Origin of the sequence: Nonomuraea solani (genome assembly GCF_900108335.1) — a bacterium.
GTDB lineage: Bacteria > Actinomycetota > Actinomycetes > Streptosporangiales > Streptosporangiaceae > Nonomuraea > Nonomuraea solani.
Window position 1 is genome coordinate 116,002 of the sequence record NZ_FNVT01000010.1, and the last position, 24,412, is coordinate 140,413.

Genomic DNA, 24,412 nt, shown 5'->3' on the forward strand with positions numbered 1-24,412 from the left:
AGGATCGTGGCCTTTCCGTTACCAAGCCTCTCGTATCGCCACCCGAGATCCGCTCTCGTACGGCACAGAGGGCAGAACGGAGACGGTGCAAATGACCATCGACTACATCCCCGAGCCACCCGGCGCGACCGAAGGCGAGAGATTCGGCCCGCCCTGGCAGGGCGTCACCCTTCCCCGCGAGATCCTGGACCGGCACGGCGCGAAGATCCTCGACCCGTGGGCCGTCGGCCTGGACCCCGGCGAGACCCGCCCCGACAGCACGGTCTACCGCGCGGACGTGCTCCTCGTCCCCGGTACGGTGCTGCGCTCCGACGAGGCCGTGACCTGGATCGACGCGACGCTCGCGGACATCGGGCTGAAGCTGTCCGAGGAGAGCGTCGTACGCGCCCGCGAGCGGGACTACGGCCCCGGCACCACCTGGGTGCCCGCCGTACTCGAGATCAACGAGGAGAGCCGCGACGTCAGAGCCGACGCCTGGCCCGCGCTCCGGGCCCTGCGCAGGGCGCTGGACGGCGAGCCGGCCGAGCGGGCGCTGCGGTCGGAGCTCGCGGACATCTCCCTCGACCACCTGTTCGTCGGGTCGGCCACGAGCGGGATCGGCTCGCTCAACCTCGGCGGCGAGCCCGCCACCAGCGGCCACGCCGTGATCGACGAGCCCGGTGTGACCGCCCGCCCCGGCTACGGCCGCGTCCCCGTCACCGTGGTCGCGGGACCGCCGCGCCGCAGGACGGTCGAGCAGCTCGGCGGGCCCAGGATCACCGTGGTCATGCTCGACACCGGCGTCGCCGGCCACCCCTGGTTCAAGCCGGTGGACGCCGCCGACGCGTTCCTGACCGTCGACCCGCCCGGGCAGCAGCTGATCGAGGACACCCACCCCGCCTACGCCGGCCGGGACATCGCCAGGCTCGTCGGCTACGAGGACCTCGGCCACCTGCCCAACCCGCTCGTCGGCACGCTCAACTCGCACACCGGTCACGGCCTCATGCTGGCCGGGCTCGTCGCCCAGATCGCGCCCGACGCCCGCGTCGTGATGTATAAGGTCATGCACAGCGACGGCGTCGTCCCCGAGGAGGCCGTGCACGCGGCGCTCGACCGCCTGCTGGCCCGGATGGACGACGGCGAGCCCGTGGACGTCCTGTGCTGCTCCTTCGGCGGCTTCGCCGAGACCGGCGACCCGGCCATGAACGCGCTGTTCAACAAGGTCAACCAGCTTCGGGCGCGCGGGGTCATCGTGGTCAACGCCGCCGGCAACTACGCCACCACCAGGCCGTTCTACCTCGCCGCCCTCTCAGAGACGGCCGTGCAGGGGCCGCCGCTCGCGCCCATGCTGGGCGTCGCGGCCAAGAACCCGGACGGCACGATCGCGATCTTCAGCAACGAACATCCCGCCGTACGGTGGCTCGCGCCCGGCGCGATGGTCGTCAGCACCTTCCCACCCCAGTTCCGGGGCGCCCAGAACGCCACGCTCAGCACGGGCGAGCGCGCGTCGCTGGACTGCGACGCGGTGGGTCCGTTCTGCGGCTGGAGCGGTACGTCGTTCGCCGCGCCGGTCGTCGCGGGCACCATCGCCGCCGAACTGACCAAGACCATCGGCCAGGTCGTCGTCGATCCCGTCGAACGGGCCAGAACGGTCATCGACACGATGATCAACGACAAGGTGGTGCGCCCGGAAGTCGTACCGATCTGATGACCGGAGACCCCGCACTCGAACGCCCACGCACCGCCGGCGCCGAGCGCCGCGAACGCCCGGCCACCGCCGGCGCCCAGCCTCGCGAACGCCCGCCCACCGCCGGCGCTCAGCGCCGCGAACGCCTGGCCGGACTGCTCATCGAGGCGCGCCAGGGCAAGAACGGCGCGCTGGACGCGATCGTCGCCGAGCTCACGCCCGTGCTCTGGCACACGGCCAGGAACCAGGGGCTGAGCCCGCAGGCGGCCGAGGACGTGATCCAGACGACCTGGCTGATCCTGCTGCGCCACCTGGACACCATCTCCGCGCCCGGCGCCCTCATCGAATGGCTCGTCACCACCACCCGCCGCGAGGCGTGGCGGGTCAGCGCCGCCTCCCGCAAGGACGACCTGCCCGGAGACGACGCCTTCGAGGAACTGCCCGACGACGGGGTCCTCACCCCCGACGAGGTCCTCGTGGACGACGAGCGGCGGCGCGCACTCTGGCACGCGGTCGAGAGCCTGCCAAAGCGCTGCGCCGAACTGCTCAGGATCATCGCCTTCGTACCCCGCCCGCACTACGACGCGGTGGCCGCCGCACTGGACATGCCGCTGGGCAGCATCGGGCCCACGCGCGGCCGGTGCTTCGCGAAGCTGCGCCTCGTGCTCGCGAAGGATCCGGATTGGAGCGCCTGATGAACACGGCCGAGGGGAGCAACCCTCCCCACCTCACCCCCGAGGACCAGCTCCTCGCCGAGGAGATCGCGGACGTCTACCGCATCGTCGACCCCGTACCGGCGACGCTGGTCGAACGCCTGCAGTTCGCGCTGGCCCTGGAGGCTTGGGAATCACCCGAATTCGAGATCCTGCGCATGCAGGAGGAGGCCGTGCTGCCGGCGGGCGTCCGGGGCGGCGAGGACAGCCGGACGATCACCTTCGACAGCGAGATTCTCACCATCATGATCAGCGTGAGCGCCCGGGACGAGTACGCGGTGCGCGTCGACGGCTGGCTGGCCCCGCCCGGCGACCACCTGGTCGAACTGCGCACCGGCGAGGGCGCGCACACCGTCAGGGCCGACGACCAGGGCCGGTTCGTCCTCGACGTCGTGCCACGGGGCCTGTCGCAACTCGTGGTGCGGCAGGGACTTGATGATCCGGCGCAGGCGACGATACTGGCGGTGACGCCCTCACTCATCCTCTGACCACCGCGAGGCGGGATTGCGCGACAGCGGGCTGACGGCGCTCCGGGAGCGCGTTGAGCACCTGCACAAGCTCAGCGTCGAGGCGACCGACAACGGCCGCCCGGCACTGGCCGCCCGCAGACTCCGCCACGCCCTCCACCTCCTCGGCTGGCCCACCCCTGGTCCCACGATCGTTCCCACGACCGTTCCCACGACCGTTCCCACGACCGTTCCCACCACCGGTCCCACCACCGGTCCCACCACCGACCCTGCCCCTGCTCCCGGCCCTGCCCCCACCTGCACCCCCACGCCTGGTCCCACCACCGGTCCCACGACCGGACCCCTCACGGGTCCAACGCCTGGTCCTACGATGGGCCCCACCACGGGTCCCACGACCGATCCTGCCTCTGCTCCCCACCCCGACCCCGGCCCTACCCCTGCCCTCGTCCCCGCCCCTGGCCCTGGTTCCGCTTCTGCCCTCGATCCTGGTGAATCGGCTGCCGCCGCCACCGCCACCACCGGTCACGACGATCTGCTCGCTCGGTTGCTGACCAGCCTTGCCCACGCCGAAGCCGAGCAAGGGGACACCGCGCTCGGGATGGAACTGCTGGACGCGGCCCAGCACCACGCGCCCCCGGCCCAGCTGGCCATCGTGCACGCCCAGCGCGGTCTCCTGCACCTCCGCATGGGCGCCAACACCCAGGCCCTCCACGAACTGGACATCGCCGCCCCGCTGCTCGTCGACGGCGATCGCGTCGAACTGGCCAGGGTCCTGCTCAACCGCTCGGTCATCCACCTCATGACCGGTCGCGTCCGCCTGGCCAGGGACGACGCCCGCAGGAGTGCCCAGCTCGCCCACGCCCACGGCCATCCGGTGCTCGCCGCCAAGGCCCTGCACAACGACGGCTATTGCGACCTGCTGCTCGGGGACGTACCGGCGGCACTGCGGGTGTTCGCCGAGGTGGAGTCCCTCTACGAGGACGTCAACCCCGGCTTCCTGCCCGTACTCGCCCTCGACCGCGCCAGAGCCCTGCTCACCGTGGGCCTGACCGACGAGGCCGGCCGCACACTCGACCGGGCCATCGACGGCTTCCGCAGGCAACGGCTGATGCAGGACTACGCGGAGGCGGAGCTGGCCCGCGCCCAGTGCGCCCTCGACGCGGGCCGCCACGACGAGGCCCGCCACTGGGCCAAACAAGCCGAAACCCACTTCAAACGCCGAGGCAGCACCCCCTGGGCCCTCCGCGCCGCCCTCATGCGCCTCCGCTGTGACCTGGCCCAGTCTCGGTCACCAGCCACAACACCAGGTACGGCCCCAGGCACGCCCCCAGGGACGGCCCCAGGCAAGGGACCAGGCAAGGGACCAGGCATGGCACCAGGGACGGCGCCAGGCACGGTCCCAAGCACGGCACCAGGTGAGGCGCCGGACACGACCCCGGGTGAGGTTTCTGGCAAGGCACCGACCCCGCCACCGACCCCGCCACCGACCCCGCCACCGGTCCCGGTATCGGCCCCGGCGCCACGGGCCAGCGCGCCGGGGAGGGCACCGGCCTCCGTGGCCAGGCGCGCTGCCGAGCTGGCGGCCCGCTTCGCTGCCCTGGACATGCGCGACGACGGTGAGATGGCCAGGCTGATCTCGATCAGAGCCCTGATTGCGGCAGGCCGCCTCCCAGAGGCGACCCCCGGCACCCCCACCGACGAGCCGCACAGGCCACCCGATGGCGAGCCGCGCGGGGCGTTTGGCGGTGAGGTGTCCGATGGTGAGTCGGGCAGGGTGCCTGGTGGTGAGCCGCGCGGGAGGTCTGGCGGTCAGGTGCATGGGGCGCCTGGTGACGGGCGGCGAGTGGCGCCCGGTGGTGAGCCGCACGGGGGGCCCGATGGTGACCCGGGGGAGGACCGGGCGGAGCCCAGCGGTCGGGAGGGCCAGGCCGCGTCCGGCGGCCTGGCGGCGTCCGGCGGTCCGGCGGAGCGCAGCGGTCGGGAGGGCCAGGCGGCGTCCGGCGATTCGGCAGAGTTCAGCGGTCGGGAGGGCCAGGTGGCGTCCGGCGATTCGGCAGAGTCCGGCGGTCGGGTGGAGTCCGGCGGTTGGGAGGGTTCAGGGGAGGGCCAGGTGGCGTCCGGGGGGCGGGGCGAATTCGGTGGTCGGGAGGGTTCAGGGGTGGGTCGGGGGGAGGTCAGGGGGCGGGAGGTGCTGGTCGTGGCGCAGGATGTGAGGGCCCGGGCGGTGCGGGGTGGGTCGTTGGATGTGCGGTTGATGCGGCATCTGGCCGAAGCCGAGCTGGCCGGAGCGCAAGGGGAGCGGGGACTGGCGCTGCGCAAGGTCAGGGACGGGCTGGCGCTCATCCATTCCCATCGCGGCCGTCTGGGCAGCCTCGACATGCTCACCGGCGTGGCCGCCCTGGGTGCCGATCTGGCCGCGCACGGGCTCGGGACAGCGCTGGCCGGGGGGTCGCCGAGGCACGTGTTCGCCTGGTCCGAGCGGTGCCGGGCGCAGGCGTTCCGGTTCAGGCCGCCGCAGGCCCCCGAAGACCCCCAGACCGCCGAGGCCCTGGCCGAGTTGCGGCAGCTCGCCCAGCGTATGCACGCCGACGAGGCCGCCGGTCAGCGCAGCCCCGCCCTGCGCCGCCGGTGCCTGGAGCTCGAACAGGTCATCAGGGAACGCGGCTGGCAGCTCCCCGGCGCCGGTCCGCGTCTGGCCCCGGCGTCGGCGGCGGCCGTGGAGGAGGCGCTGGCCGCGGACGACTACGCGATGGTCAGCCTGCTCAACGTGGGCGGCGGCCTGCTGGCGCTCGTGCTGGCGCGCGGCCGGTGCCACCTGCACCGGCTGAGTGCGTACGAACCGGTGGCCGAGGCCGCGCGGCGGCTGGCGGGGGACCTGAACGCGCAGGCCGGCCGCAACCTGCGCCCCGCCATGAAGGCGGTCATCGAGGCGTCCGTGCAGCGGCAGCTCGGCGTGATCACCGACGCGCTGCTCGCACCTCTGAGGCAGGCCCTGTCCGCTGCCCGGGGCATCGTGCTCATCCCGACCATGGGCCTGTCGGCCGTCCCCTGGGGCCTGCTGCCCGACCTGCGCGGCCGGCCGCTGGTGGTGGCGCCGTCCGCGTTGGTCTGGCTGGCGGCCCGGCGCGCCAGTGGGTCCTACGCCAGTGGGTCCTACGCCGGTGGGTCGTACGCCGGTGGGTCCTGCGCCGGTGGGTCGTACGCCGGTGGGTCGTACGCCGGTGGGTCCTGCGCCGGTGGGTCGTACGCCGGTGGGTCCTGCGCCGGTGGGTCGTACGCCGGTGGGTCCTGCGCCGGTGGGTCGTACGCCGGTGAAACCTACGCCGGTGAAACCTACGCCGGTGAACCCTGCGCCGGTAAGCCGTACGCCGGTGGCCGTGCCCCGGTTCTGGTGGCCGGGCCCGACCTGGAGCACGCCGAGCGCGAAATCGAGCAGCTCGGAGCCGTACACCCCAAGGCGCACCGGCTCACGGGCGAGCTGGCCACCGTGTCGGCCACGCTCGCGGCGCTGGACGGCGCGCCCTTCGCGCACTTCGCCGCGCACGGCCACCACGAACGCGAGAACGTGCTCTTCTCCCGCCTCGACCTGGCCGACGGCCCCCTCATGGCCTACGACCTGCAGCGGCTCGGCAAGGCGCCGGGCCAGGTCGTCCTGTCGGCGTGCGACGTGGGCCAGGCGGTGGTCAGGGCGGGCGACGAACTGCTGGGCTTCACGGCCGCGCTGCTCTATCTCGGTACGTCCACCGTCATCTCCAGCCTCACCCGCGTGCCGGACCCCGTGGCCGAGCAGGTCATGATGGCCTACCACCGGAACGTGGCCGACGGCGCGCGCCCCGCTGACGCCCTCGCCACGGCCTCGGCGGACGAGCCGGCCTCCACGTTCGTCTGCTTCGGCACCGGCTGAACCGCTCAGCGCTCACGAGCCGTTCAGCCACCCGCGGCCGATGTCGTCGCAGTGGTGCAGGGATGTTCATCGTCATGGTCTCGGCCTCGCCGCCACCGCCCTTCCGGATGAACCTCACGATGGCGTGGAAACGCCGCGGCAGGTTGTCCGGGCCCACCCAGAGTTTCCAGGTGATCGGCCCTCCCCACGAGCCGTACTTCTCCTCGGTCTCGAAGGACATCCCGGCCTGCCTCTCACTCAGTACGGGAACCTTCACCGTGCCGCTGTGGAGGGTCGTCTTCACTCCCTCGAAAGTCCCGCCGTCGGCGCTGGTCGCGCCGTGCGAGGCGCCCAGCTTGAGGAAGCCCGGGTTGACCCCGTTGATCAGGTCCTCTCCCCAGATGACCCCGGCGAAATTCTCCCCGTAGGACCATTTCCCCAGCGTTGACGGCGACTTCCAGATGTACTTGCCGTTCTTGGCACGCACGTAGGCCTGTGAGTAGAACGTCCGGCCGATGCTGATTCCCCGGTCCCGGCCCGTCCCATCCGGCTGCTGGGTGATCTCCGTGGTGTCGGCGGCGTACACGCCTGAAGCGTTGAAGCGGTACGCGCCGGACGCCTTCATGTCCCAGGTGGCCGGGGGCCCGCCGGCCCGCTTGACGGTGAAGCGCACGCTGCTCTTCTTCGCGAACTGCTTCCTGATCGCTTTGACGACGGAGTCGAGAGACCTCGATTCGGGAGCCGCGTGCACGGCGCCGCCGGGAATCGTGACGCTCAGCAGGCCGGCCACCACCAGCGTCACGCTCAGACGCTTCATGCGCCGATCACCGCCGCCGATGATCTCCGTCTCGTCACGGCGCCGTCAGTGGTGATACTGGTGAATGACCGCGTGCCCCTTCCCGCGCGAGATCAGCCACTTGTTCAACGGCGTGGTCAGGACGAACGCCACGAGCAGCGACCCGGCCAGCGCCCCCCAGAACAGCCAGCTCGTCAGCCCGGCCTCCATCGCCCCCGGCACGGTGAGCATCACGGCGTTGTCCAGGATCTCCATCACCGCGATCGACACGGTGTCGGCCGCCAGCGCCACCTTCAGCGCCGCCTTGAAGCCCACCCCGGCCCGCAGCACGCCGCGCATGGTGAGCGCGTAGCCGAACACGAACGCCAGCGCGATCGCCAGCACGACCGTGGCCGCGTTGGACATCCCGGCCGCGGTGCCGATCACCATGCCCAGCACCTCGCCGATGGCGCAGCCGGTCAGGCAGTGGGCGGTCGCCTGGGCCGCCATGCCCCACGTGGCCTGCGGCGGCTGGTGCGTTCCGTGGTCTTCCATAGGTGCCACCTTCCTCGAAAATACCTATAGAGGGTATACGGGAAAGCCGGCGGGATGTCTACTACCCTCGATAGTGGATCAGTCGGCCAGCAGCCGGCGCTGCTCCTCCTCGACGACCTGCCGCGCCAGCGACGCCTCGGAGATGTCCACCGCGTCGGCCGCGGACTCGGCCAGATCGCTGCGCCGGGCGTAGGCGTCGAACAGCTTCGACTTGCGCCGCAGGATGTCCAGCATGCGCTGGTCCACCGCGTCGACCGTGAGCAGCCGGTGCACCTGCACCTTGCGTATCTGCCCCATCCGGTGTGCCCGCGCCACCGCCTGCGTCTCCATGCTCGGCTTGACCTGCGGCTCGCACATGATCACCACCGAGGCCGCCTGCAGGTTGAGCCCCACCCCGCCCGCCTGCACCTGGCTGAGCAGCACCGCGTGCCCGGCCGCGGCCGAGAACTCGTCCACCACCCGCTGCCGCCCCGCCGCGCTCACGTCACCGGACAGCGGCCCGTGCGCCCGCCCGTCGAGCGCGGTCCGCACGGTGGCGAGCACCGCCCGGAAGTACGAGAACACCACCACCTTCAGCCCGTTGGCCGCGGCGTCCTCGACGAGTTCGAGCAGGCGCTTCAGCTTGGCCGAGGTCGCGGGCTCGGCGTAGGCGGCCCGGCGCATGGCCATGAAGTTGCCCGCCGCCACGGCCTCCCGGTAGGCGGCGAAGTCGGCCCCGCTGAACTCCACCCACTCCTCGGCCTCCACCCGGTCGGGCAGCTCCGTGAGCACGTCCTGCTGGTTGCGCCGCAGGTAGACGGGCGCGACCGCCTTCCTGAACGCCCGCGCCCCCGCCACCACGTCACTGCCGCGCAGACTCACCGCCAGATCAGGGCGCAGGTACGAGATGAGCGCCCGGAACTCCTCGACCCGGTTCTCCATCGGCGTGCCCGTCAGGAAGAGCACCCGCCGCGTCCGCCCGCACCACGCCGCCACCGCCTTGGACCGCTTGGTCTCCGGATTCTTGACGTAGTGGGCCTCGTCCACGACCAGCAGCCCGATCTCCGCCGGAGCCAGGCGGTGCAGGCTGTCGAGCGTCGCCACCGCGACCCCGCCCTCCCGTATCCACTCCTGCTGCGCCGCGAGCCGCTCGGGCCCGTGCAGCGGGTGGGCCCGCAGCGTGCTGCGCGACTCGATCTCCCGCGTCCAGTTGATCAGCACGCTGGTCGGGCAGGCCACCATGAAGTGCGTCTCGCCCCGCGCCCGCAGGTGCGCCAGCGCGGCGATGGCCTCGACCGACTTGCCCAGCCCCATCTCGTCACCGAGGATCACCCGTTCCTGCGCGAGGGCGAACCGCGCCCCGAACGCCTGGTAGCCGCGCAGGGACACCCGCCGGTGAGTGTCGTCGAGCGGCTGCGCCGCCACCTTCGCGGCCAGGTCGTCGGGCAGGAACCCCTGACCGGTGCCGACGGGCTCGCCGGCCAGCTCCGCCAGCAGCGCGAAATACTCGGGGGAGCGGGACTCGAAGTCCGCCCACGCCTCGAAGTCCCGCGCCGGCGGGCGCAGCAGGTCGGCGGTCACCTGGGCGAGCAGCAGCCGCGTCTCCGCGACCCCGTCCAGCAGCCCCTCAAGCTCCGCCACCGCCTCGCGGGCCCGCCGGCGCCGCCCCGGCAGCGTGAACATCAGCCGCAGCCGCCCGCGCGCCGGACCCGCCTCCGCCAGCAGCGGCGCCAGCCGCCCGGCCAGGTCGCGGGCGGCCTCCAGGGCGCGCGGCAGCTCGGGACCCACCGCCACCAGGCGGTGCAGGGCGATCACCAGCTCCGTGGTGTGCCGGTCGGGCCGCTCGACGTCGATGCGGATGCTCGCGGCCTCGGCGGCGGCCTGCTCGATCTGGCGGGCGGCCGCGTGAATCTGCCCCGCCGTCCGCGCGCCGATGCCCGGCAGCAACTGCAACCGGTACGGCGTCGACTCCAGCACCTGCAGCACCGTGGCGTAGCCGGCCTTCTCCAGCGTGCCGATGCGCAGCCGCCCATCGGTCACGTCCTTCAGCCGGGAGACCGGGATGGACCCGAGCCCAGCCCTGGCCACCTCGGCGCGCAGCGCGCCCAGGGCCTGGCGCACCCGCCGGTCCACGGTGGCGTGCTCGTCGAGCAGGGCGCGTGCGTCGGCGAGCAGCCGGTCGGCGTCACGGAAGTCCACCGGACCAAGGATGCCCCAGCGGTGCGACAGTTCACACAGGGGACGGAAATCAACTCAGGTGCACGCCGATGAGGCAGGTGTCGTCGTCGGTGTCGGAGTTGCAGTGGGTGAGCAGGTCGTCGAGGCGGTGGTCGAGCGTGTTCGAGGAGCGTTTGGCGATGTCCAGCAGCCGGTCCTGGGCGTGGCGCAGGTTGTGGTCGCGCCGCTCGATCAGCCCGTCGGTGTACATCAGCAGGGTGTCCTCGGCCTGCAACTGCAGTCGCCCCTCCTCGTACTGGGCGTCGGTGAAGGCCCCCAGCAGCGGCCCCTTGACCATGGGCAGCTCCGAGCCGTCCGCCCCGCGCAGCAGGATGGGCGGCAGGTGCCCGGCCCTGGCCCAGCGCAGGACGCGGGTGGGCGGGTCGTACAGGCCGCAGACGGCGGTCGCGGTCATGCGGTCGGCCAGATGGTGGGCGACCAGGTTGAGCCACTCCATGAGCTGGGCCGGCCCCGCGCCGGTGGTGGCCAGGCCGCGCAGCGCGTTGCGCAGGATGACCATGCCGGTGGCGGCCTCCACGCCGTGCCCGGCCACGTCGCCCACCGACAGCAGCACCTGGTGGGAGGGGAGTGCGACGGCGTCGTACCAGTCGCCGCCGACCAGGTGTTCCTTCTGCGCGGGCCGGTAGCGGACGGCGATGCGCAGGCCCAGGGAGTCCATCCGGCCGTGCGAAGGCGGCATGATCGCCTGCTGTAGCTGCAGGGCCAGCCGGTTGCGCTCGGCGGACTGCTGCTCGGTGTGGGCGAGCTGGTCGCGTGTGACCGACAGCGCGACCTCCGTCCAGTGCTGGGAGGAGATGTCCTGGTACGCCCCCCGCACCGCCATCAGCCGCCCGTCCGGCCCGAGGACCGGCTCGGCCACCACGCGCATGTGCCGGGCGACCCCGTCGGGACGTTCGAGCCGGAACGCCGTGGCCGCGAAGCGCCGGTGGTGCAGCACCGTGCGCAGGAAGCGGCCGATGGCGATCGCGTCGTCGGGGTGGGCGTGGTCGCGCAGCCGCTCCAGCGGGATCGGCTGGTCGCCGGGCACCAGGCCGTACAGGGAGTAGAGCTGGGCGTTCCAGGTGAGCTCGCCGGTGACCGCGTTCTCCTCGAAGCCGCCGATGCGGCCGAGCCGCTGGGCGTGCTCCAGCAGGCCGGCCAGCCGCGCGTCCGCGTCGACGTCGCGCCACACGAGCAGCACGCTGTCGCCGTGCCGGGTGGCGCTGACGTTGGCCACGCCGGTCGTGCTCAGGCCCAGCGGCATCCGTTCGGTGCGGAACGGCTCGCCCGTGGCGTGCACCTGCTCGATCCGCGCGAACATTCCGCCCGCCGCCCGCGGGTACGCCTCCAGCAGCAGCCCGCCGGAGATCAGCGGATACGCCTCCAGCAGCAGCCCGTCCCCGCCCCTGAGCCGCTCGTTGACGTGCTGGATGCGGAAGTCGGCCAGGTCGCCGTAGACGTCCAGCTCCGCCCGCAGCACGAGCGCCGGGTCGGGCAGCGCGTCGGCCAGGTTCACGATCTCCGACAAGGCGGGCACGGCGGGCACGATCGGCGCGAACGGCGAGTCCAGCGTGTGCCCGCACAGCTCGGCCAGCGCCTGGATCTGCCGCTCGATCCTGGGCGGTCGCGGCGGCAGCGCGTGCGGCCAGCAGATCTCCAGCACCCCGAGCACCCGCCCGCCCGTGGTGATGGGCACGGTCACCCGGCCGCCCGCGGCCGTCTGGCGGCCGATGGCGGGCAGGCCCACGTCGGCGTGCCAGATCAGGCGGCGCTCCGTCAGCGCGCGCCCGGCCGGGGTGATCACGCCGGGCGGGACGTGCCGCCACCGCCCGGCCTCCTCCTCGCCGAACCCGGCGTACGCGGCCAGGGCCAGCGAGGAGCCCGGCGTCGCCGCCCAGACCGCCACCGCCGTCGCGCCCAGCGGGGTCAGCGCGTGTTCCAGGATCGAGTGGACCACGGACTGGATGTCGCCGGTGGCCAGGGCGGCGCTCTCGGCGGCGCGCAGGCGTACCGCGACCTCCGGTTCGTCCCGGCCCGCCTCGCCGATGCGGTCGTCGGCGATCTCGCTCACGACGTCGGCGGCCAGTTCGAGCTGCGACACGCCGGCCTTGGCGGCGAGCAGGGTGAGCTGCTCGGCCGCCTGCGCGGGGCGGCAGCGCAGCCGTTCGACGAGGACGCCCTTGGCCAGCTCGATCAGGGCGCGGTCGTCGGCGGCGCGGCGGACCCGCGCGACCTCGCGCCGCAGCCGCTCGACGGTCTCCGCCAGCCTGTCCAGATCACGCTCATCGGGCCGCTCAAGGGCCGGGTCGTCCATCGTGCCGGCCGGGTCGTCGGCGGGAGTGTGCACGTCGCCGCTCCTCACGAGGTCGTCAAGCCGGATCCATCCAGTGCTGGATGCGTTCGATGAGATGGTCGGCGTCCACCGGCTTGGTCACGTAGTCGCTGGCCCCGGCGGCCAGGCTCTTCTCCTGGTCGCCGGGCATCGCCTTGGCCGTGACCGCGATGATCGGCAGGTCGGCGTACTGTGGCATGGCCCGGATCGTCTCCGTCGCCGTGTAGCCGTCCATCTCCGGCATCATCACGTCCATCAGGATCAGGTCGGTCTCGGTGTGGGCGGTGAGCGTGTCGATGCCCTTGCGGCCGTTCTCGGCGTGCAGCACGGTGATGCCGTGGATCTCCAGCATGCTGGTGAGCGCGTACAGGTTGCGGGCGTCGTCGTCCACCACCAGCACCGTACGCCCGGCCAGCGTGTTGTCGATCTCCCGCGCCGCCGCCGCGCCCACCGCCTCGGCCCTGACCAGCGGCAGCACGTCGCCGGGCTGGTTGGCGGTCAGGTGCAGCGCGATGCGCTCGCGCAGCTCGTCGAGGCTGGTCAGCAGCTCCAGCGGCTGGTGCGCCAGGCGCACTTCCTGCTGCGGGTGGGAACGCCAGTTGTTGTACGCCAGCACCGGCACCCCGTGCAGCCGCGCGTCGAGCTCCATCGCCTCCAGCAGCCGATAAGCCGACATGTCAGGCATGTCGAGGTCGAGGACGATGCAGTGGCACGGCTCGCCCGTCAGCATGCCGGTCGCCTGCTCCGCGCCCGCCGCCGTGGCGACCACGATGGACCCGCCGAGGTCGCGGGCGTTCGTCAGATCGCCCACGACGCTCTCGGAGACCAGCGACAGCAGCCCGTGCGGCCGCTCCTCGATCACCAGCAGCCGCCGCGCGGCCACCGGCGCCCGCTCCGCGACCTGCGCCGGCTCCCCACCTTCGGTGGCCGGCACCACGTCGAACCCGGGCCGCGCCACCGGCAGGAAGAGCGTGAACACGCTGCCCTGCCCCGGCGTGCTCTGCACGGTGATGGCGCCGCCCAGCAGGTAGGCGATCTCGCGGCAGATCGACAGGCCCAGCCCGGTGCCGCCGTACTTGCGGCTGGTCGTGCCGTCCGCCTGCTGGAACGCTCCGAAGATCACTTCGAGCTGCTGCTCCGCGATGCCCACGCCGGTGTCGACCACGCGCAGCGCGATGGCCGGCCCGTGCGGGCGTACGGAGGGCGGCGGCTCGCCCGGCGCGGCCGGTTCGATGCGCAGCTCCACGCTGCCGGACTCGGTGAACTTGACCGCGTTCGACAGCAGGTTGCGCAGCACCTGGCGCAGCCGCGAGTCGTCGGTCAGCAGCTCGGCGGGCACGCCGGGCGCGGTGGTGACGCGGAAGTCGAGGCTCTTCTGGCCGGTCATCGGCCGGAACGTGGCCTCGACGTAGTCGAGCAGCCGCCGCAGTTGCACCCACTCGGGGTTGATGTCCATCTTGCCCGCCTCGACCTTCGACAGGTCGAGGATGTCGTTGATCAGCTGCAGCAGGTCGGAGCCCGCCGAGTGGATGATCCCGGCGTACTCGACCTGCTTCGGCGTCAGGTTGCGCGTGTGGTTCTGGGCCAGGAGCTGGGCCAGGATGAGCAGCGAGTTGAGCGGGGTGCGCAGCTCGTGGCTCATGTTGGCGAGAAACTCGCTCTTGTACGTGGACGCCAGCGACAACTGGTGCGCCCGGTCCTCCAGCTCCTGCCTGGCCTGCTCGATCTCCAGGTTCTTGGTCTCGATGTCCTGGTTCTGGCGGGCCAGCAGCGTGGCCTTCTCCTCCAGCTCGGCATTGGAGCGTTGCAGCTCCTCCTGCTGCTGCTGGAGCTCCTCCGAGCGGGTCTGCAGCTCCACGGCCAGCCGCTGCGACTCCTTGAGCAGCTCGTCGGTGCGCGCGTTGGCCACGATCGTGTTGAGGTTGACGCCGATCGTCTCCATGAGCTGGTCGAGGAAGGCCCGGTGCACCGGCGTGAACGCCTGCACCGAGGCCAGCTCGATCACCCCGAGCACCTGCTCCTCGACCACGATGGGCAGCACGATCACCGACGAGGGATCGGTCCGGCCGAGCCCGGAGGAGATCGTGATGTAGCCGGTCGGCAGGTCGGTCATGGCGATCGTCTTGCGGCTGCGCGCGGCCTGCCCCACCAGCGCCTCGCCCAGCCGGAACCGGGTCGGCCGCTCCGGGTCCACCGGGTAGCCGTACGCGCTGATGAGCTGCAGCTCGCTCTCCACGGCCAGGAAGAACGCGCCGTACTGGGCCGAGACCAGCGGTGCCAGCTCGCTCATGACCAGCTCGGCCACCGCGGCCAGGTCGCGGTGCCCCTGCATGAGCCCGGACATGCGGGCCAAATTGGACTTGAGCCAGTCCTGCTGCTCGTTGGCGCTGGTCGTCTCGCGCAGCGACTTCACCATCGAGTTGATGTTGTCCTTCAGGTCCGCCAGCTCGCCCTCGGCGTCGACGGTGATGGATCTGGTCAGGTCGCCGGAGGTGACGGCGCTGGTGACCTCGGCGATGGCGCGGACCTGGCGGGTGAGGTTGCCGGCCAGCTCGTTGACGTTCTCGGTCAGCCGCTTCCAGGTGCCGGACACACCCTCGACCTCGGCCTGGCCGCCCAGCCTGCCCTCGCTGCCGACCTCGCGGGCCACCCGGGTGACCTCGGCGGCGAACGACGAGAGCTGGTCGACCATCGTGTTGATCGTGGTCTTCAGCTCCAGGATCTCGCCGCGGGCGTCCACGTCGATCTTGCGGGTCAGGTCGCCGCGGGCCACGGCGGTGGTGACCTGGGCGATGCTGCGTACCTGGTTGGTCAGGTTGTCGGCCATGGAGTTGACGTTGTCGGTGAGGTTCTTCCAGGTGCCGGCCACGTTCGGGACGCGGGCCTGGCCGCCGAGCTGGCCCTCCGTGCCGACCTCGCGGGCCACGCGCGTCACCTCGTCGGCGAACGCGCCGAGCGTGTCGACCATCGTGTTGATCGTCTGCGCCAGGGCCGCGACCTCGCCCTTGGCCTCGACGGTGATCTTCTGGGACAGGTCGCCGCGAGCCACGGCGGTGGCGACCTGGGCGATGCTGCGTACCTGGTTGGTCAGGTTGGAGGCCATGACGTTGACGTTCTCCGTCAGGTCCTTCCAGGTGCCCGACACGCCGCGAACGGTGGCCTGGCCGCCCAGGTTGCCCTCCGTGCCGACCTCGCGGGCCACCCTGGTCACCTCGTCGGCGAACGACGAGAGCTGGTCGACCATGGTGTTCAGGGTGTTCTTCAGTTCGAGGATCTCGCCCCGGGCGGAGACCGTGATCCGCTGTGACAGGTCGCCCTTGGCCACCGCGGTGGCGACCTGGGAGATGTTGCGCACCTGGTCGGTGAGGTTGCCGGCCATGAAGTTCACCGAGTCGGTCAGCGCCCGCCAGGTGCCGGCCACGCCCTTGACGTCGGCCTGGCCGCCGAGCTGGCCCTCCGTGCCGACCTCGCGGGCGACGCGGGTGACCTCGTCGGCGAACGACGAGAGCTGGTCGACCATGGTGTTGACGGTGTTCTTCAGTTCGAGGATCTCGCCGCGCGCGTGCACGGTGATCTTCTGTGACAGGTCGCCCTTGGCCACGGCCGTGGTGACCTGGGCGATGCTGCGCACCTGGTCGGTGAGGTTGCCCGCCATGGCGTTGACGGACTCGGTCAGGTCCTTCCAGGTGCCCGACACCGCCGGCACGTCGGCCTGGCCGCCCAGCCGCCCGTCCGTGCCGACCTCCCGGGCCACGCGCGTGACCTCGGAGGTGAACAGGGACAACTGGTCCACCATGCCGTTGAAGACCGAGGCGATCTCCCCGAGCAGCCCGTCGGCGTCGTCGGGGAGCCTGGTGCGGAAGTCGCCGTCCCTGACCGCGGTCAGACCGGCCAGGAGCCGGCGCAGCTCCGGCTCCTCACCGGCCTCACCGGGGCCTCGGGCGCGCTTGCCGCGCGCGGCCGAACGGGACGTGCCGACGGTGGAGTCGCTCATGACCGGTCCTCCGTACTCGCCCGGGCTTCCTCAGGTAGCGGAGAGAGTAGCCGGATGCGCAAGCCGCGCGCGATAGCGGCAAGTTGTCATCTATCTATCACAGGACGTATCCGGTCGATGATCTCTCTCGAAATGACGGTACTGCGCACGGCCGGATCGATCGAGAGCGCGCTTATTGCGACTATCTTGCAATAACTTCGCCTTCGCTTTAAGGTCGCCGGTATGAGGCGAAGATTGGCCCTGTTCGGGGGAATCGTCCTGGTGCTGGGCGGGTGCTCGGCTCCGTCGGGGGCGCCGGCCGGGCAGGACACGGTCGTGCTGGGGGTGGGCTCGGAGCCCGATTCGCTCAACCCGGTGCTCGGGTACGCGGTGGACGGCGGCTCGCTGATGTTCGACGGGCTGGTCCGGCGTACCCCGGATCTGAAGCTGGAGCCCGCGCTGGCCGAGTCGCTGCCCGAGGTGGACGGCAAGGTGGTCACCTTCACGCTGCGGCAGGGTGTCACGTTCCACGACGGCCGGGCGCTGACCGCCGCCGACGTGGCCTACACCTACGGGCAGGTGCTGAAGTCCGCCAACAACTCGCCGGTCAGGGGCGACTTCGCGGCCATCGAGAAAGTCGAGGCCGCGGGTACGCGCGAGGTCGTCTTCCGCCTGAAGTACGCGTACGCGCCGATTCTGCAGCGGACGACGCTGGGCATCATTCCCGACAAATCCGATATATCCGGTACGCCCATCGGCACCGGCCCGTACGCCTTCGTCTCCTGGACCAAGGGCGACAAGGTCACCCTCAAGGCCAACGACCGCTACTGGGGCGAGGCGCCCGCGATCAAGAACCTCGTGATGGCGTACACCGCCGACGACAACGCCCGCGCCACCAGGATGGCGGCCGGCGAGTTCACCGCCACCGTGCTGCCGCCCAAGGCAGTGGCCCGGTTCAGAAACCAGCAGGGCATGACCGTCCACGAGGCGCGCAGCGCCGACTACCGCGGCGTCATGTTCCCGCTCGACCGGCCCGTCACCGGCGACCTGGCCATCCGCAGGGCGCTGAGCCTGGCCGTGGACCGCGCCGCGATGGTCTCGGCGATCCTGGCCGGTTCCGGCGAGCCCGCGTTCGGGCCGATCGCGCCCGGCACCGACTGGCACAACCCCGCCGTGACCGGCTCCGCCACCGCCGACCGCGCCAAGGCCGCCGCCACGCTCGACGAGGCCGGCTGGAAGGCGGGCGCCGACGGGATCAGGTCCAAGGACGGCACGGCGGCCACGTTCACGCTCATGTACCCGGCGGGGGACTCGCTGCGCAAGGAGCTGGCGCTGGCCGTGGCCTCGGACGCCAAACGGGTCGGCATCGACGTGAAACTGGCCGGGCTCGACTGGGACGCCATCGACCAGCGCATGGACAAGGACGCGCTGATCATGGGCTGGGGCAGCCCGTACGACCCCGACTACACCAACTACGAGCTGTTCCACTCCTCGTTCGCCGGCCAGGGCTACTTCAACCCCGGCCGCTACCGGAACGCCGACGTGGACCGGCTGCTCGACGAGGGCAGGGAGACCTCCGGCACCGCCGCCCGCAAGAAGGTCTACGACGAGGTGCAGCGGCGGATCAGCGACGACGCCGTCTGGCTGTACCTGGTCTACCTGAAGCACACCTACGTCGTACGCGGTGACTGGAGCGGCGTGACGCCCGGCGTCGAGGCGCACGAGCACGCGACCGGCGGCCTGCTCGGCACGGTCGTGAACTGGAAGCCCGCCTCGTGATCTGGGTCAGGATCGTGCTGTGGCGGCTGGCGTTCGCCGTGCCGCTGCTGCTGGCCGTGACGTTCGGGATGTTCGCGCTGGCCAAGGCGTCCCCGTTCGACCCCGTACGGCAGTATCTGGGGGAGCGGGCCATGGTCACCAGCCCGGAGATCATGGCCGAGATCAGGGCGAACTGGGGGCTGGACCGGCCGCTCCTGGAGCAGTACGCGACCTGGCTCGGCAACCTGCTCACCGGCGACCTGGGCGAGTCCAGGTCGCTGCGGCTGCCGGTCGCCCAGGTGATCGGCGAGCGGCTCGGCTGGACGCTGCTCGTCGTCGGGTGCGCGCTGGTGGTCATGCTGGTGGCCGGACTGGCCGTCGGCACGCTGGCCGCCTGGAAGCGCGACTCGTGGGTGGACCGGCTGATCACCGGCACGGCGTTCACCAACGAGGCCGCGCCGGTGTTCTGGGTGGGGCTGCTGGCGATCTGGGTGTTCTCCGTGACGCTGGGCTGGCTGCCCGCCGGCGGGCTCACCGACGCGGCCGCCACCACGGTCACACTGCCCGACCTGGCGCGGCACCTGGTGCTGCCGGTGGCGGTGCTGGCCTTCTCACAGTCGTCGTGGCTGCTGCTGTTCGTGCGGGAGTCGGTCATCGGCGTGCTGCGGGAGGACTTCGTGACCGGGGCGCGGGCCCGGGGGCTGCGCGGGCGCACGGTGCTGCTGCGGCACGCGCTGCGCTCGGCGCTGCTGCCGTTCATCACGATCATGGGGGCCCGGGTGCCGGAGCTGGTGACGGGGGCGATCCTGGTCGAGGCGGTGTTCTCCTGGCCCGGGGTGGCCGGGACGACGATCAAGGCGGCGCTGGCGGTGGACTTCCCGCTGCTGGCGGCGCTGACCCTGCTGGCCACGCTCGCGGTCGTGGCCGGCAACCTGGTGGCCGACCTGGCGTACACGGTGGCCGATCCGCGCGTGCGCGTGCTCGGGGTGAGCTGATGGCCGGCCCCTGGACGTGGCGGCGGGGGAGGGCCGGCCGGGAAGGGCTGCGGCCCGCCCGCCGCCACCGCCTCGCCTTCGGCACGCTGGCCGTGCTGGTCCTGGCCGTCGTGCTGGTGCCGCTCCTGGCGCGGCTCGACCAGCAGCTCGTGGACCTGGGCGCGGCCGGGCTGGCGCCCTCCCTCGCGCACCCGTTCGGCACCGACGAGGTCGGCCGGGACGTGCTGCTCCGCTCGATCTACGGGCTGCGCGTCTCGCTCATGGTCGGCCTGGTGGCGGCGGTGACCAGCGTGACCATCGGCGGGCTGGCCGGGCTCGTGGCGGGCGCCGCGGGCGGGTTCGCCGACCGGCTGCTGATGCGGGTCGTGGACGGCTTCAACTCGCTGCCGCACCTGCTGTTCGGGATCTTCATCGTGGCGCTGTTCGCGCCCAGCGCCACGGCCGTGGTGGTGTCCGTGGCCGTCACCCACTGGACGACCGCCGCCCGGATCGTCCGGTCCGAGGTGCTGTCCCTGCGCGGGCGGCCGTTCGTGGACGCGGCGATCTCCGGCGGGTCGGGCCGCCTGCGGATCGTCGTCCGGCACTTCCTGCCCAACCTGGCGCCACAGTTGCTGCTGGCGACCGTGCTGATGATCCCGCACGCGATCTGGCACGAGACCGCGCTCAGCTTCCTCGGCCTGGGGCTGCCCGCGCACCTGGCCTCGCTGGGCAACATGATCAACGACGGGCAGCGGTCGCTGCTGGCGGGGGACTGGTGGTCCAGCCTCTTCCCGGGGCTGCTCATCCTGGTGCCGACGCTGGCGGTGTCGGCGCTGGCGCAGTACGTACGTGATCGCGCGAACCCGCGCTGGAGATCGGAGCTGGTTCTGTGAGGCTGCGCGTTGACGGGCTCTCGGTACGCTTCCACCTGCCCGGCGCGGACGTGCACGCGGTCACCGACGCCCGCTTCGAACTGGCGGCGGGCCGCTGCCTGGCACTGGTCGGCGAGTCCGGGTGCGGCAAGTCCGTGATGGCCCACGCCCTGCTCGGCCTCCTGCCGGGCAACGCCACCGTCACCGGCCACGCCTGGCTCGACCGGTCCGGCGGGCTTAACCGATCCGATGGCCCGCTTGATCTGGTGGCGGCGTCGGAGAAGGTGCTGGCCAGGCAGGTGCGCGGGCGTCTCATCGGGCTCGTGCCGCAGAGCCCGGCCGCCCACCTCACCCCCGTGCGCACGGCCCGCGCCCAGCTCGCCGAGACGCTGCGCGAGCTCGGCCGCCCCGAGAGCCCCGACGAGCTCGCGGAACGCGCCGGGCTGCGCCCCCAGGACCTGGACCGCTACCCGCACCAGCTCTCCGGCGGCATGGCCCAGCGGGTGGCCAACGCCCTGGCCCTGGCCGGCGACCCGCCGCTGATCCTGGCCGACGAGCCCACCACCGGCCTCGACCGGCCGCTGGTGGAGGCCACCATGGCCGAGCTGCGCCGCCTGTGCGACGAGGGGCGGGCGGTGCTGGTCATCACGCACGACCTGCGGGCGGCCGAGCGGGTGGCCGACGACATCGCGGTCATGTACGCCAGCCGCGTCGTCGAACTGGCCCCGGCGCGCTCGTTCTTCGACGGGCCACGGCACCCGTACGCGCGGGGCCTGCTGGACGCGCTGCCGTCACGGGCCTTCGTCCCGATTCCCGGCCGGCCGCCCGAGCTCACCCGCCTGCCGGACGGCTGCGCCTTCCGGCCCCGCTGCTCCCTGGCGACCCCCGAGTGCGCCGAACAGCCGGTCCTGAACGGAAACAAGGTGGCGTGTCACCATGCTTGAAGCCCACGGCATCACGGTCACGTTCGGCCGCCACAAGGTGCTCGACCGGACCTCGCTGGCCGTACGCCCCGGGAAGGTGCTCGGCCTGGCCGGTCCCAGCGGCTGCGGCAAGTCCACGCTGGCCCGCGTCCTGGCCCTGCTGCTGCGCCCCGCCGCGGGCACGGTCACGGTGGACGGGCAGGCGGTGACGGGATGGCGGCACCGGGCGCCGCGGCGTACCTCGATCGGCCTGATCTTCCAGCAGCCCCGGCTGGCCGTCGATCCCCGCTTCACCCTCCTGGACGTGATCACCGAACCCCTCAAGGCCGCCCGCCGCCCCCTGGACCGGGCCCATCTGCTGGCGGAGGAACTGGGGCTGACGGCCGAACTGTTCGGGCGCCGGCCGCACGAGGTGTCGGACGGGCAGCTCCAGCGGGCGTGCGTGGCGCGGGCGCTCGCCCTCGAACCCCGCTACCTGATCTGCGATGAGATGACCACGATGCTGGACGCCTCGACCCAGGCACACCTGGTGGCCAGGATCGAGGCGTACCGGGAACGTACCGGGGCGGGGGTGCTGGCGATCAGCCACGACACCGAACTCCTGGACCGCTGGTCGGACGGCGGCGTCCACGAATGGCACGCCACCGCCGCCCCGGCCCGCTAGATGGAGCGTTCCGAGGGCTTCAGGGCCGCCGCGATGGCGTCCTCGACGGTGTCGTGCACCGGCACGTGCGCCAGGACGCCCGTGATCTCGAAGAGCCGGGCGGGCAGGGGCTGCACGGCGGCGAGGTGGACGGCGCCCCCGTGCCTGAGACAGTCGGTCGTACACGACAGCAGAACGTGCAGGCCGGAGCTGTCCATGAACGGCACCCGCGACAGGTCGAACACCAGCCGTTTCGATGGATCCCCCCGGTTCTCCCGGAGATAGGTCTCGAGCTGGGCTCGGTTGGTGGCGTCCATCTCGCCATGGACGGCGAGCACGGTCACCCCGGGCAGGTGCTGGTGCGCCAGCGTTAATGGCGGCATCTACGGCTTCACCGCTCTCGCCAGCGGAACATGACCATCAATGAAGGGTAGTCCGCTGGAGTCGTCGGCGATATCCCACATTTCCGTGCGCCCCGCCGAGCCCCATCCGACACATGCCCGTGCCGGATTCAGTGCCCGTGGCCGTGCCCGACGAAGGCCGCCGCCGGCTTGCCCGGGGGCACCAGCCCGAGCGCGACGACGGCCGCGACCCCCGCCACCACCGCGCACAGGGTGAGCCCGGAGACGAACCCCCCGATGCCCGCCCCCGTCCCGGGTGTGAGGCTGGCGGCGGCGACCGTGGACACCACGGCCACGCCGATCGAGCCGCCCAGCTCGTGGAAGGTGCTGATCACCCCGGAGGCGACCCCGTTCTCACCGGGAGGGATGTTGGCCATGGTCGTCGTGGTGGCCGTCACGAACGCCGGTCCGATGCCCAGCGCGGCCAGCGCGAACCCGGGCAGCAGCGTGGTGTAGGCGCTGGCGTCGGGCGAGATGCGCGTCATCAGCGCCGCCCCCGCCGCCGTCACCACGAACGCCCCCACCGCCACGGCCCGCCCGCCGAGGCGGCCGATGAGATGCCCGCCGGCCTGCGCGCCCGCCGTGATCGCGACGGCCACGGGCAGGAAGAGCAGCCCGGTCTCCAGGGCGCTGAAGCGGAGCACGTGCTGCAGGTAGAGCGAGCTGAGGAAGAACAGGCCCAGCATCAGCCCGGTGGCCACCAGCATGACGAACGTCCCCGAGATCACCGGCCGTCTGGCGAGGGTCGCGGCCCGCATGAGCGGCGACCGTACCGACTTCTGGATCACCACGAACAGCACGTACAGCAGCACGGCCCCGATCAACGGCAGCACCGTGCCCGCCGCCGTCCAGCCGGAGTCGCCCGCCGTCACCAGCCCGTAGATCAGCAGCGCCGTCGCCATCGTGACGACCAGCGCGCCGGGCACGTCGACCCGCTCCCTCCGCCCGGCCGCCCGCGGCACGACGGCGGGTACGGCGGCCAGCACCAGCAGCCCGATCGGCACGTTGACGAAGAACACCCAGGCCCACCCCGGTCCGGCGGTCAGCACGCCGCCGACGAGCACGCCGAGGGCCGCCCCCGTCCCGCCGATGGCCGCCCACACGCCGAGCGCCCGCCCGCGCCGCTCACCGTGGAAGGTGCCGGTGATGACCGCCAGGGCCGCGGGCGACAGCAGCGCCGCACCGACCCCCTGCAGGGCCCGCCCCGCGATGAGCACACCACCGCTCCCGGCCAGCCCGCACACCAGCGAGGCCGCCGTGAACAGCCCGAGCCCCGCGAGCAGCGTCCTGCGGGCGCCGAGCACGTCCGCGAGCCGCCCGCCGAGCACCATCAGGCCGCCGAAGCAGAGCGTGTACGTGGTCACCACCCAGGTGAGCGCCTCCCGGCCGAGCACCAGCTCCGCACCGATGGTCGGCAGCGCCACCTGCACCACGGTGATGTCGACGATCAGCATGAACTGCGCCAGGCAGAGCAGCACCAGCACGGCCCACCCGCCACTCCGCGCCTTGGCCGGAGCCATATCGAGACTCATCCCAACTCCTTAACTTGAACATCAGTGTTCAAGTTAACCCATACCGGGGCAGGGTGTCGAGGTCGCGCTGCGCTGTGAATCGATGACATTCAGTAACGGAAGAAGGGCGCGATGGACCCAGAAGCCCAGGAGGCCCGCTCTACCGCTGCGGGGCGAGGAGGGACAGCATCGTCCTGGTCAGGACCTGTTCCGCCTCGTCGGGCGCGAGCCGTCCCGTCTCCCGCTCCTGGGCGGCGCTGTGAATGATCGAGAAGAACGTCGTCACCAGCCACGTCAGCGGCAGGTCGGTCCGGAAGTCCCCATCTCCCTGCCCCCGCGCGATCAGCCGCTCCACCCGCCGCAGCGGCCCCTCGTGATGCTCCCTGATCCGCTCCGTGGCCAGCGCCCGGTCGGCGGCCATGAACAGGCGCCGGTGCCGGTCGAGGAGCTCCCACGACGAACGCAGCAGCCGGGCCATGGCCTCGGGGGCGGGCAGGGTGTCGAGCGACTCGTCGGCCAGCACCGCGTCCGCCACGCCCACCGCGTGGTCCATCACGGCGTCGACCAGCGCCTCCCGCGACGGGAAATGACCATAGAGGGTCACCCGGCCCACCCCGGCGGCCTTGGCGATCTCGGCCACGCTGGCCGTGTGGTCGGCGCTGAGCAGCCGGGTCCCCGCTTCGAGGATCGCGGCGATGTTGCGCTCGGCGTCCGCACGCCTGGCGGGTACGGGCTGTCGGGCCGCGGCCTTGATCATAGGACCAAGCCTA

17 protein-coding genes are annotated in these 24,412 nt (G+C 72.1%); 9 read left to right on the plus strand and 8 right to left on the minus strand.

Going from position 1 to position 24,412, the window contains the following annotated elements:
* The first annotated feature begins 91 nt into the window (after positions 1–91).
* The 4 genes from C4V41_RS32055 (at position 92) to C4V41_RS32075 (ending at position 6,750) form a co-directional block, all read left to right on the plus strand.
* Positions 92–1,687: a S8 family peptidase gene (locus C4V41_RS32055; RefSeq protein WP_103959706.1), complete on the plus strand. Its 1,596-nt coding sequence runs from the start codon at positions 92–94 to the stop codon at positions 1,685–1,687.
* Positions 1,687–2,361: an RNA polymerase sigma factor gene (locus C4V41_RS32060; RefSeq protein ID WP_103959707.1), complete on the plus strand. Its 675-nt coding sequence runs from the start codon at positions 1,687–1,689 to the stop codon at positions 2,359–2,361. The genes C4V41_RS32055 and C4V41_RS32060 overlap by 1 nt, the downstream gene beginning before the upstream one ends.
* Positions 2,361–2,867: a hypothetical protein gene (locus C4V41_RS32065; protein WP_146103868.1), complete on the plus strand. Its 507-nt coding sequence runs from the start codon at positions 2,361–2,363 to the stop codon at positions 2,865–2,867. Before C4V41_RS32060 ends, C4V41_RS32065 begins: the two co-directional genes overlap by 1 nt.
* Before the next feature lie 523 nt (positions 2,868–3,390).
* Entirely contained in the window at positions 3,391–6,750 is a 3,360-nt protein-coding gene (locus tag C4V41_RS32075) for a CHAT domain-containing protein (protein ID WP_146103869.1), read from the plus strand.
* On the opposite strand, the gene C4V41_RS60945 is transcribed toward C4V41_RS32075, so the two are convergent.
* The 5 genes from C4V41_RS60945 to C4V41_RS32105 form a co-directional block, all read right to left on the minus strand.
* A complete protein-coding gene (locus C4V41_RS60945) occupies positions 6,638–7,546 on the minus strand; it encodes a hypothetical protein (RefSeq protein WP_146103870.1) in 909 nt (302 codons plus the stop codon). The two genes, C4V41_RS32075 and C4V41_RS60945, sit on opposite strands and share 113 nt — an antisense overlap.
* 45 nt (positions 7,547–7,591) lie before the next feature.
* A complete protein-coding gene (locus C4V41_RS32090; RefSeq protein WP_103959711.1) occupies positions 7,592–8,059 on the minus strand; it encodes a DUF4396 domain-containing protein in 468 nt (155 codons plus the stop codon).
* Positions 8,060–8,137: 78 nt separating this feature from the next.
* The gene (locus C4V41_RS32095) at positions 8,138–10,237 is read right to left on the minus strand and encodes a DEAD/DEAH box helicase (protein WP_235030495.1); all 2,100 of its coding nucleotides are present in this window, start codon (positions 10,235–10,237) and stop codon (positions 8,138–8,140) included.
* Positions 10,238–10,286: 49 nt separating this feature from the next.
* Complete coding sequence (locus tag C4V41_RS32100; protein WP_235030496.1) at positions 10,287–12,602, minus strand: SpoIIE family protein phosphatase; 2,316 nt, start codon at positions 12,600–12,602, stop codon at positions 10,287–10,289.
* 22 nt (positions 12,603–12,624) lie between these two features.
* The gene (locus C4V41_RS32105) at positions 12,625–16,581 is read right to left on the minus strand and encodes a HAMP domain-containing protein (protein WP_103959713.1); all 3,957 of its coding nucleotides are present in this window, start codon (positions 16,579–16,581) and stop codon (positions 12,625–12,627) included.
* 222 nt (positions 16,582–16,803) lie between these two features.
* On the opposite strand from C4V41_RS32105, the gene C4V41_RS32110 reads away from it, so the two are divergent.
* Genes C4V41_RS32110 through C4V41_RS32130 form a run of 5 tightly spaced genes read left to right on the plus strand, consistent with a single transcriptional unit; the run spans position 16,804 to position 21,751 of the window.
* Positions 16,804–18,339, plus strand: coding sequence for an ABC transporter substrate-binding protein (locus tag C4V41_RS32110; protein ID WP_200824374.1), 1,536 nt, complete (start codon positions 16,804–16,806; stop codon positions 18,337–18,339).
* Complete coding sequence (locus C4V41_RS32115; RefSeq protein ID WP_235030497.1) at positions 18,336–19,313, plus strand: ABC transporter permease; 978 nt, start codon at positions 18,336–18,338, stop codon at positions 19,311–19,313. The genes C4V41_RS32110 and C4V41_RS32115 overlap by 4 nt, the downstream gene beginning before the upstream one ends.
* A complete protein-coding gene (locus C4V41_RS32120; RefSeq protein ID WP_103959714.1) occupies positions 19,313–20,185 on the plus strand; it encodes an ABC transporter permease in 873 nt (290 codons plus the stop codon). Before C4V41_RS32115 ends, C4V41_RS32120 begins: the two co-directional genes overlap by 1 nt.
* The gene (locus tag C4V41_RS32125) at positions 20,182–21,108 is read left to right on the plus strand and encodes an ABC transporter ATP-binding protein (protein ID WP_200824375.1); all 927 of its coding nucleotides are present in this window, start codon (positions 20,182–20,184) and stop codon (positions 21,106–21,108) included. Before C4V41_RS32120 ends, C4V41_RS32125 begins: the two co-directional genes overlap by 4 nt.
* Positions 21,101–21,751 carry an ABC transporter ATP-binding protein gene (locus tag C4V41_RS32130; RefSeq protein WP_103959716.1) on the plus strand — a complete coding sequence of 217 codons (651 nt, stop codon included), beginning with the start codon at positions 21,101–21,103 and terminating at the stop codon, positions 21,749–21,751. The genes C4V41_RS32125 and C4V41_RS32130 overlap by 8 nt, the downstream gene beginning before the upstream one ends.
* Here the strand turns inward: C4V41_RS32130 and C4V41_RS32135 are convergent.
* The 3 genes from C4V41_RS32135 to C4V41_RS32145 form a co-directional block, all read right to left on the minus strand.
* A complete protein-coding gene (locus C4V41_RS32135; RefSeq protein ID WP_103959717.1) occupies positions 21,748–22,113 on the minus strand; it encodes an STAS domain-containing protein in 366 nt (121 codons plus the stop codon). The genes C4V41_RS32130 and C4V41_RS32135 overlap by 4 nt on opposite strands.
* A gap of 128 nt (positions 22,114–22,241) precedes the next feature.
* A complete protein-coding gene (locus tag C4V41_RS32140; protein WP_103959718.1) occupies positions 22,242–23,663 on the minus strand; it encodes an MFS transporter in 1,422 nt (473 codons plus the stop codon).
* 139 nt (positions 23,664–23,802) lie between these two features.
* Positions 23,803–24,399, minus strand: coding sequence for a TetR/AcrR family transcriptional regulator (locus tag C4V41_RS32145; protein ID WP_103959719.1), 597 nt, complete (start codon positions 24,397–24,399; stop codon positions 23,803–23,805).
* Between the last annotated feature and the right edge of the window lie 13 nt (positions 24,400–24,412).

Bases quoted from the DNA above. Each gene is read 5' to 3' on its own strand.
- C4V41_RS32055 (WP_103959706.1), top strand. From the start codon at position 92: ATGACCATCGACTACATCCCCGAGCCACCCGGCGCGACCGAAGGCGAG.
- C4V41_RS32060 (WP_103959707.1), top strand. From the start codon at position 1,687: ATGACCGGAGACCCCGCACTCGAACGCCCACGCACCGCCGGCGCCGAG.
- C4V41_RS32065 (WP_146103868.1), top strand. From the start codon at position 2,361: ATGAACACGGCCGAGGGGAGCAACCCTCCCCACCTCACCCCCGAGGAC.
- C4V41_RS60945 (WP_146103870.1), bottom strand. From the start codon at position 7,546: ATGAAGCGTCTGAGCGTGACGCTGGTGGTGGCCGGCCTGCTGAGCGTC.
- C4V41_RS32090 (WP_103959711.1), bottom strand. From the start codon at position 8,059: ATGGAAGACCACGGAACGCACCAGCCGCCGCAGGCCACGTGGGGCATG.
- C4V41_RS32105 (WP_103959713.1), bottom strand. From the start codon at position 16,581: ATGAGCGACTCCACCGTCGGCACGTCCCGTTCGGCCGCGCGCGGCAAG.
- C4V41_RS32110 (WP_200824374.1), top strand. From the start codon at position 16,804: ATGAGGCGAAGATTGGCCCTGTTCGGGGGAATCGTCCTGGTGCTGGGC.
- C4V41_RS32120 (WP_103959714.1), top strand. From the start codon at position 19,313: ATGGCCGGCCCCTGGACGTGGCGGCGGGGGAGGGCCGGCCGGGAAGGG.
- C4V41_RS32130 (WP_103959716.1), top strand. From the start codon at position 21,101: ATGCTTGAAGCCCACGGCATCACGGTCACGTTCGGCCGCCACAAGGTG.
- C4V41_RS32135 (WP_103959717.1), bottom strand. From the start codon at position 22,113: ATGCCGCCATTAACGCTGGCGCACCAGCACCTGCCCGGGGTGACCGTG.
- C4V41_RS32140 (WP_103959718.1), bottom strand. From the start codon at position 23,663: ATGAGTCTCGATATGGCTCCGGCCAAGGCGCGGAGTGGCGGGTGGGCC.
- C4V41_RS32145 (WP_103959719.1), bottom strand. From the start codon at position 24,399: ATGATCAAGGCCGCGGCCCGACAGCCCGTACCCGCCAGGCGTGCGGAC.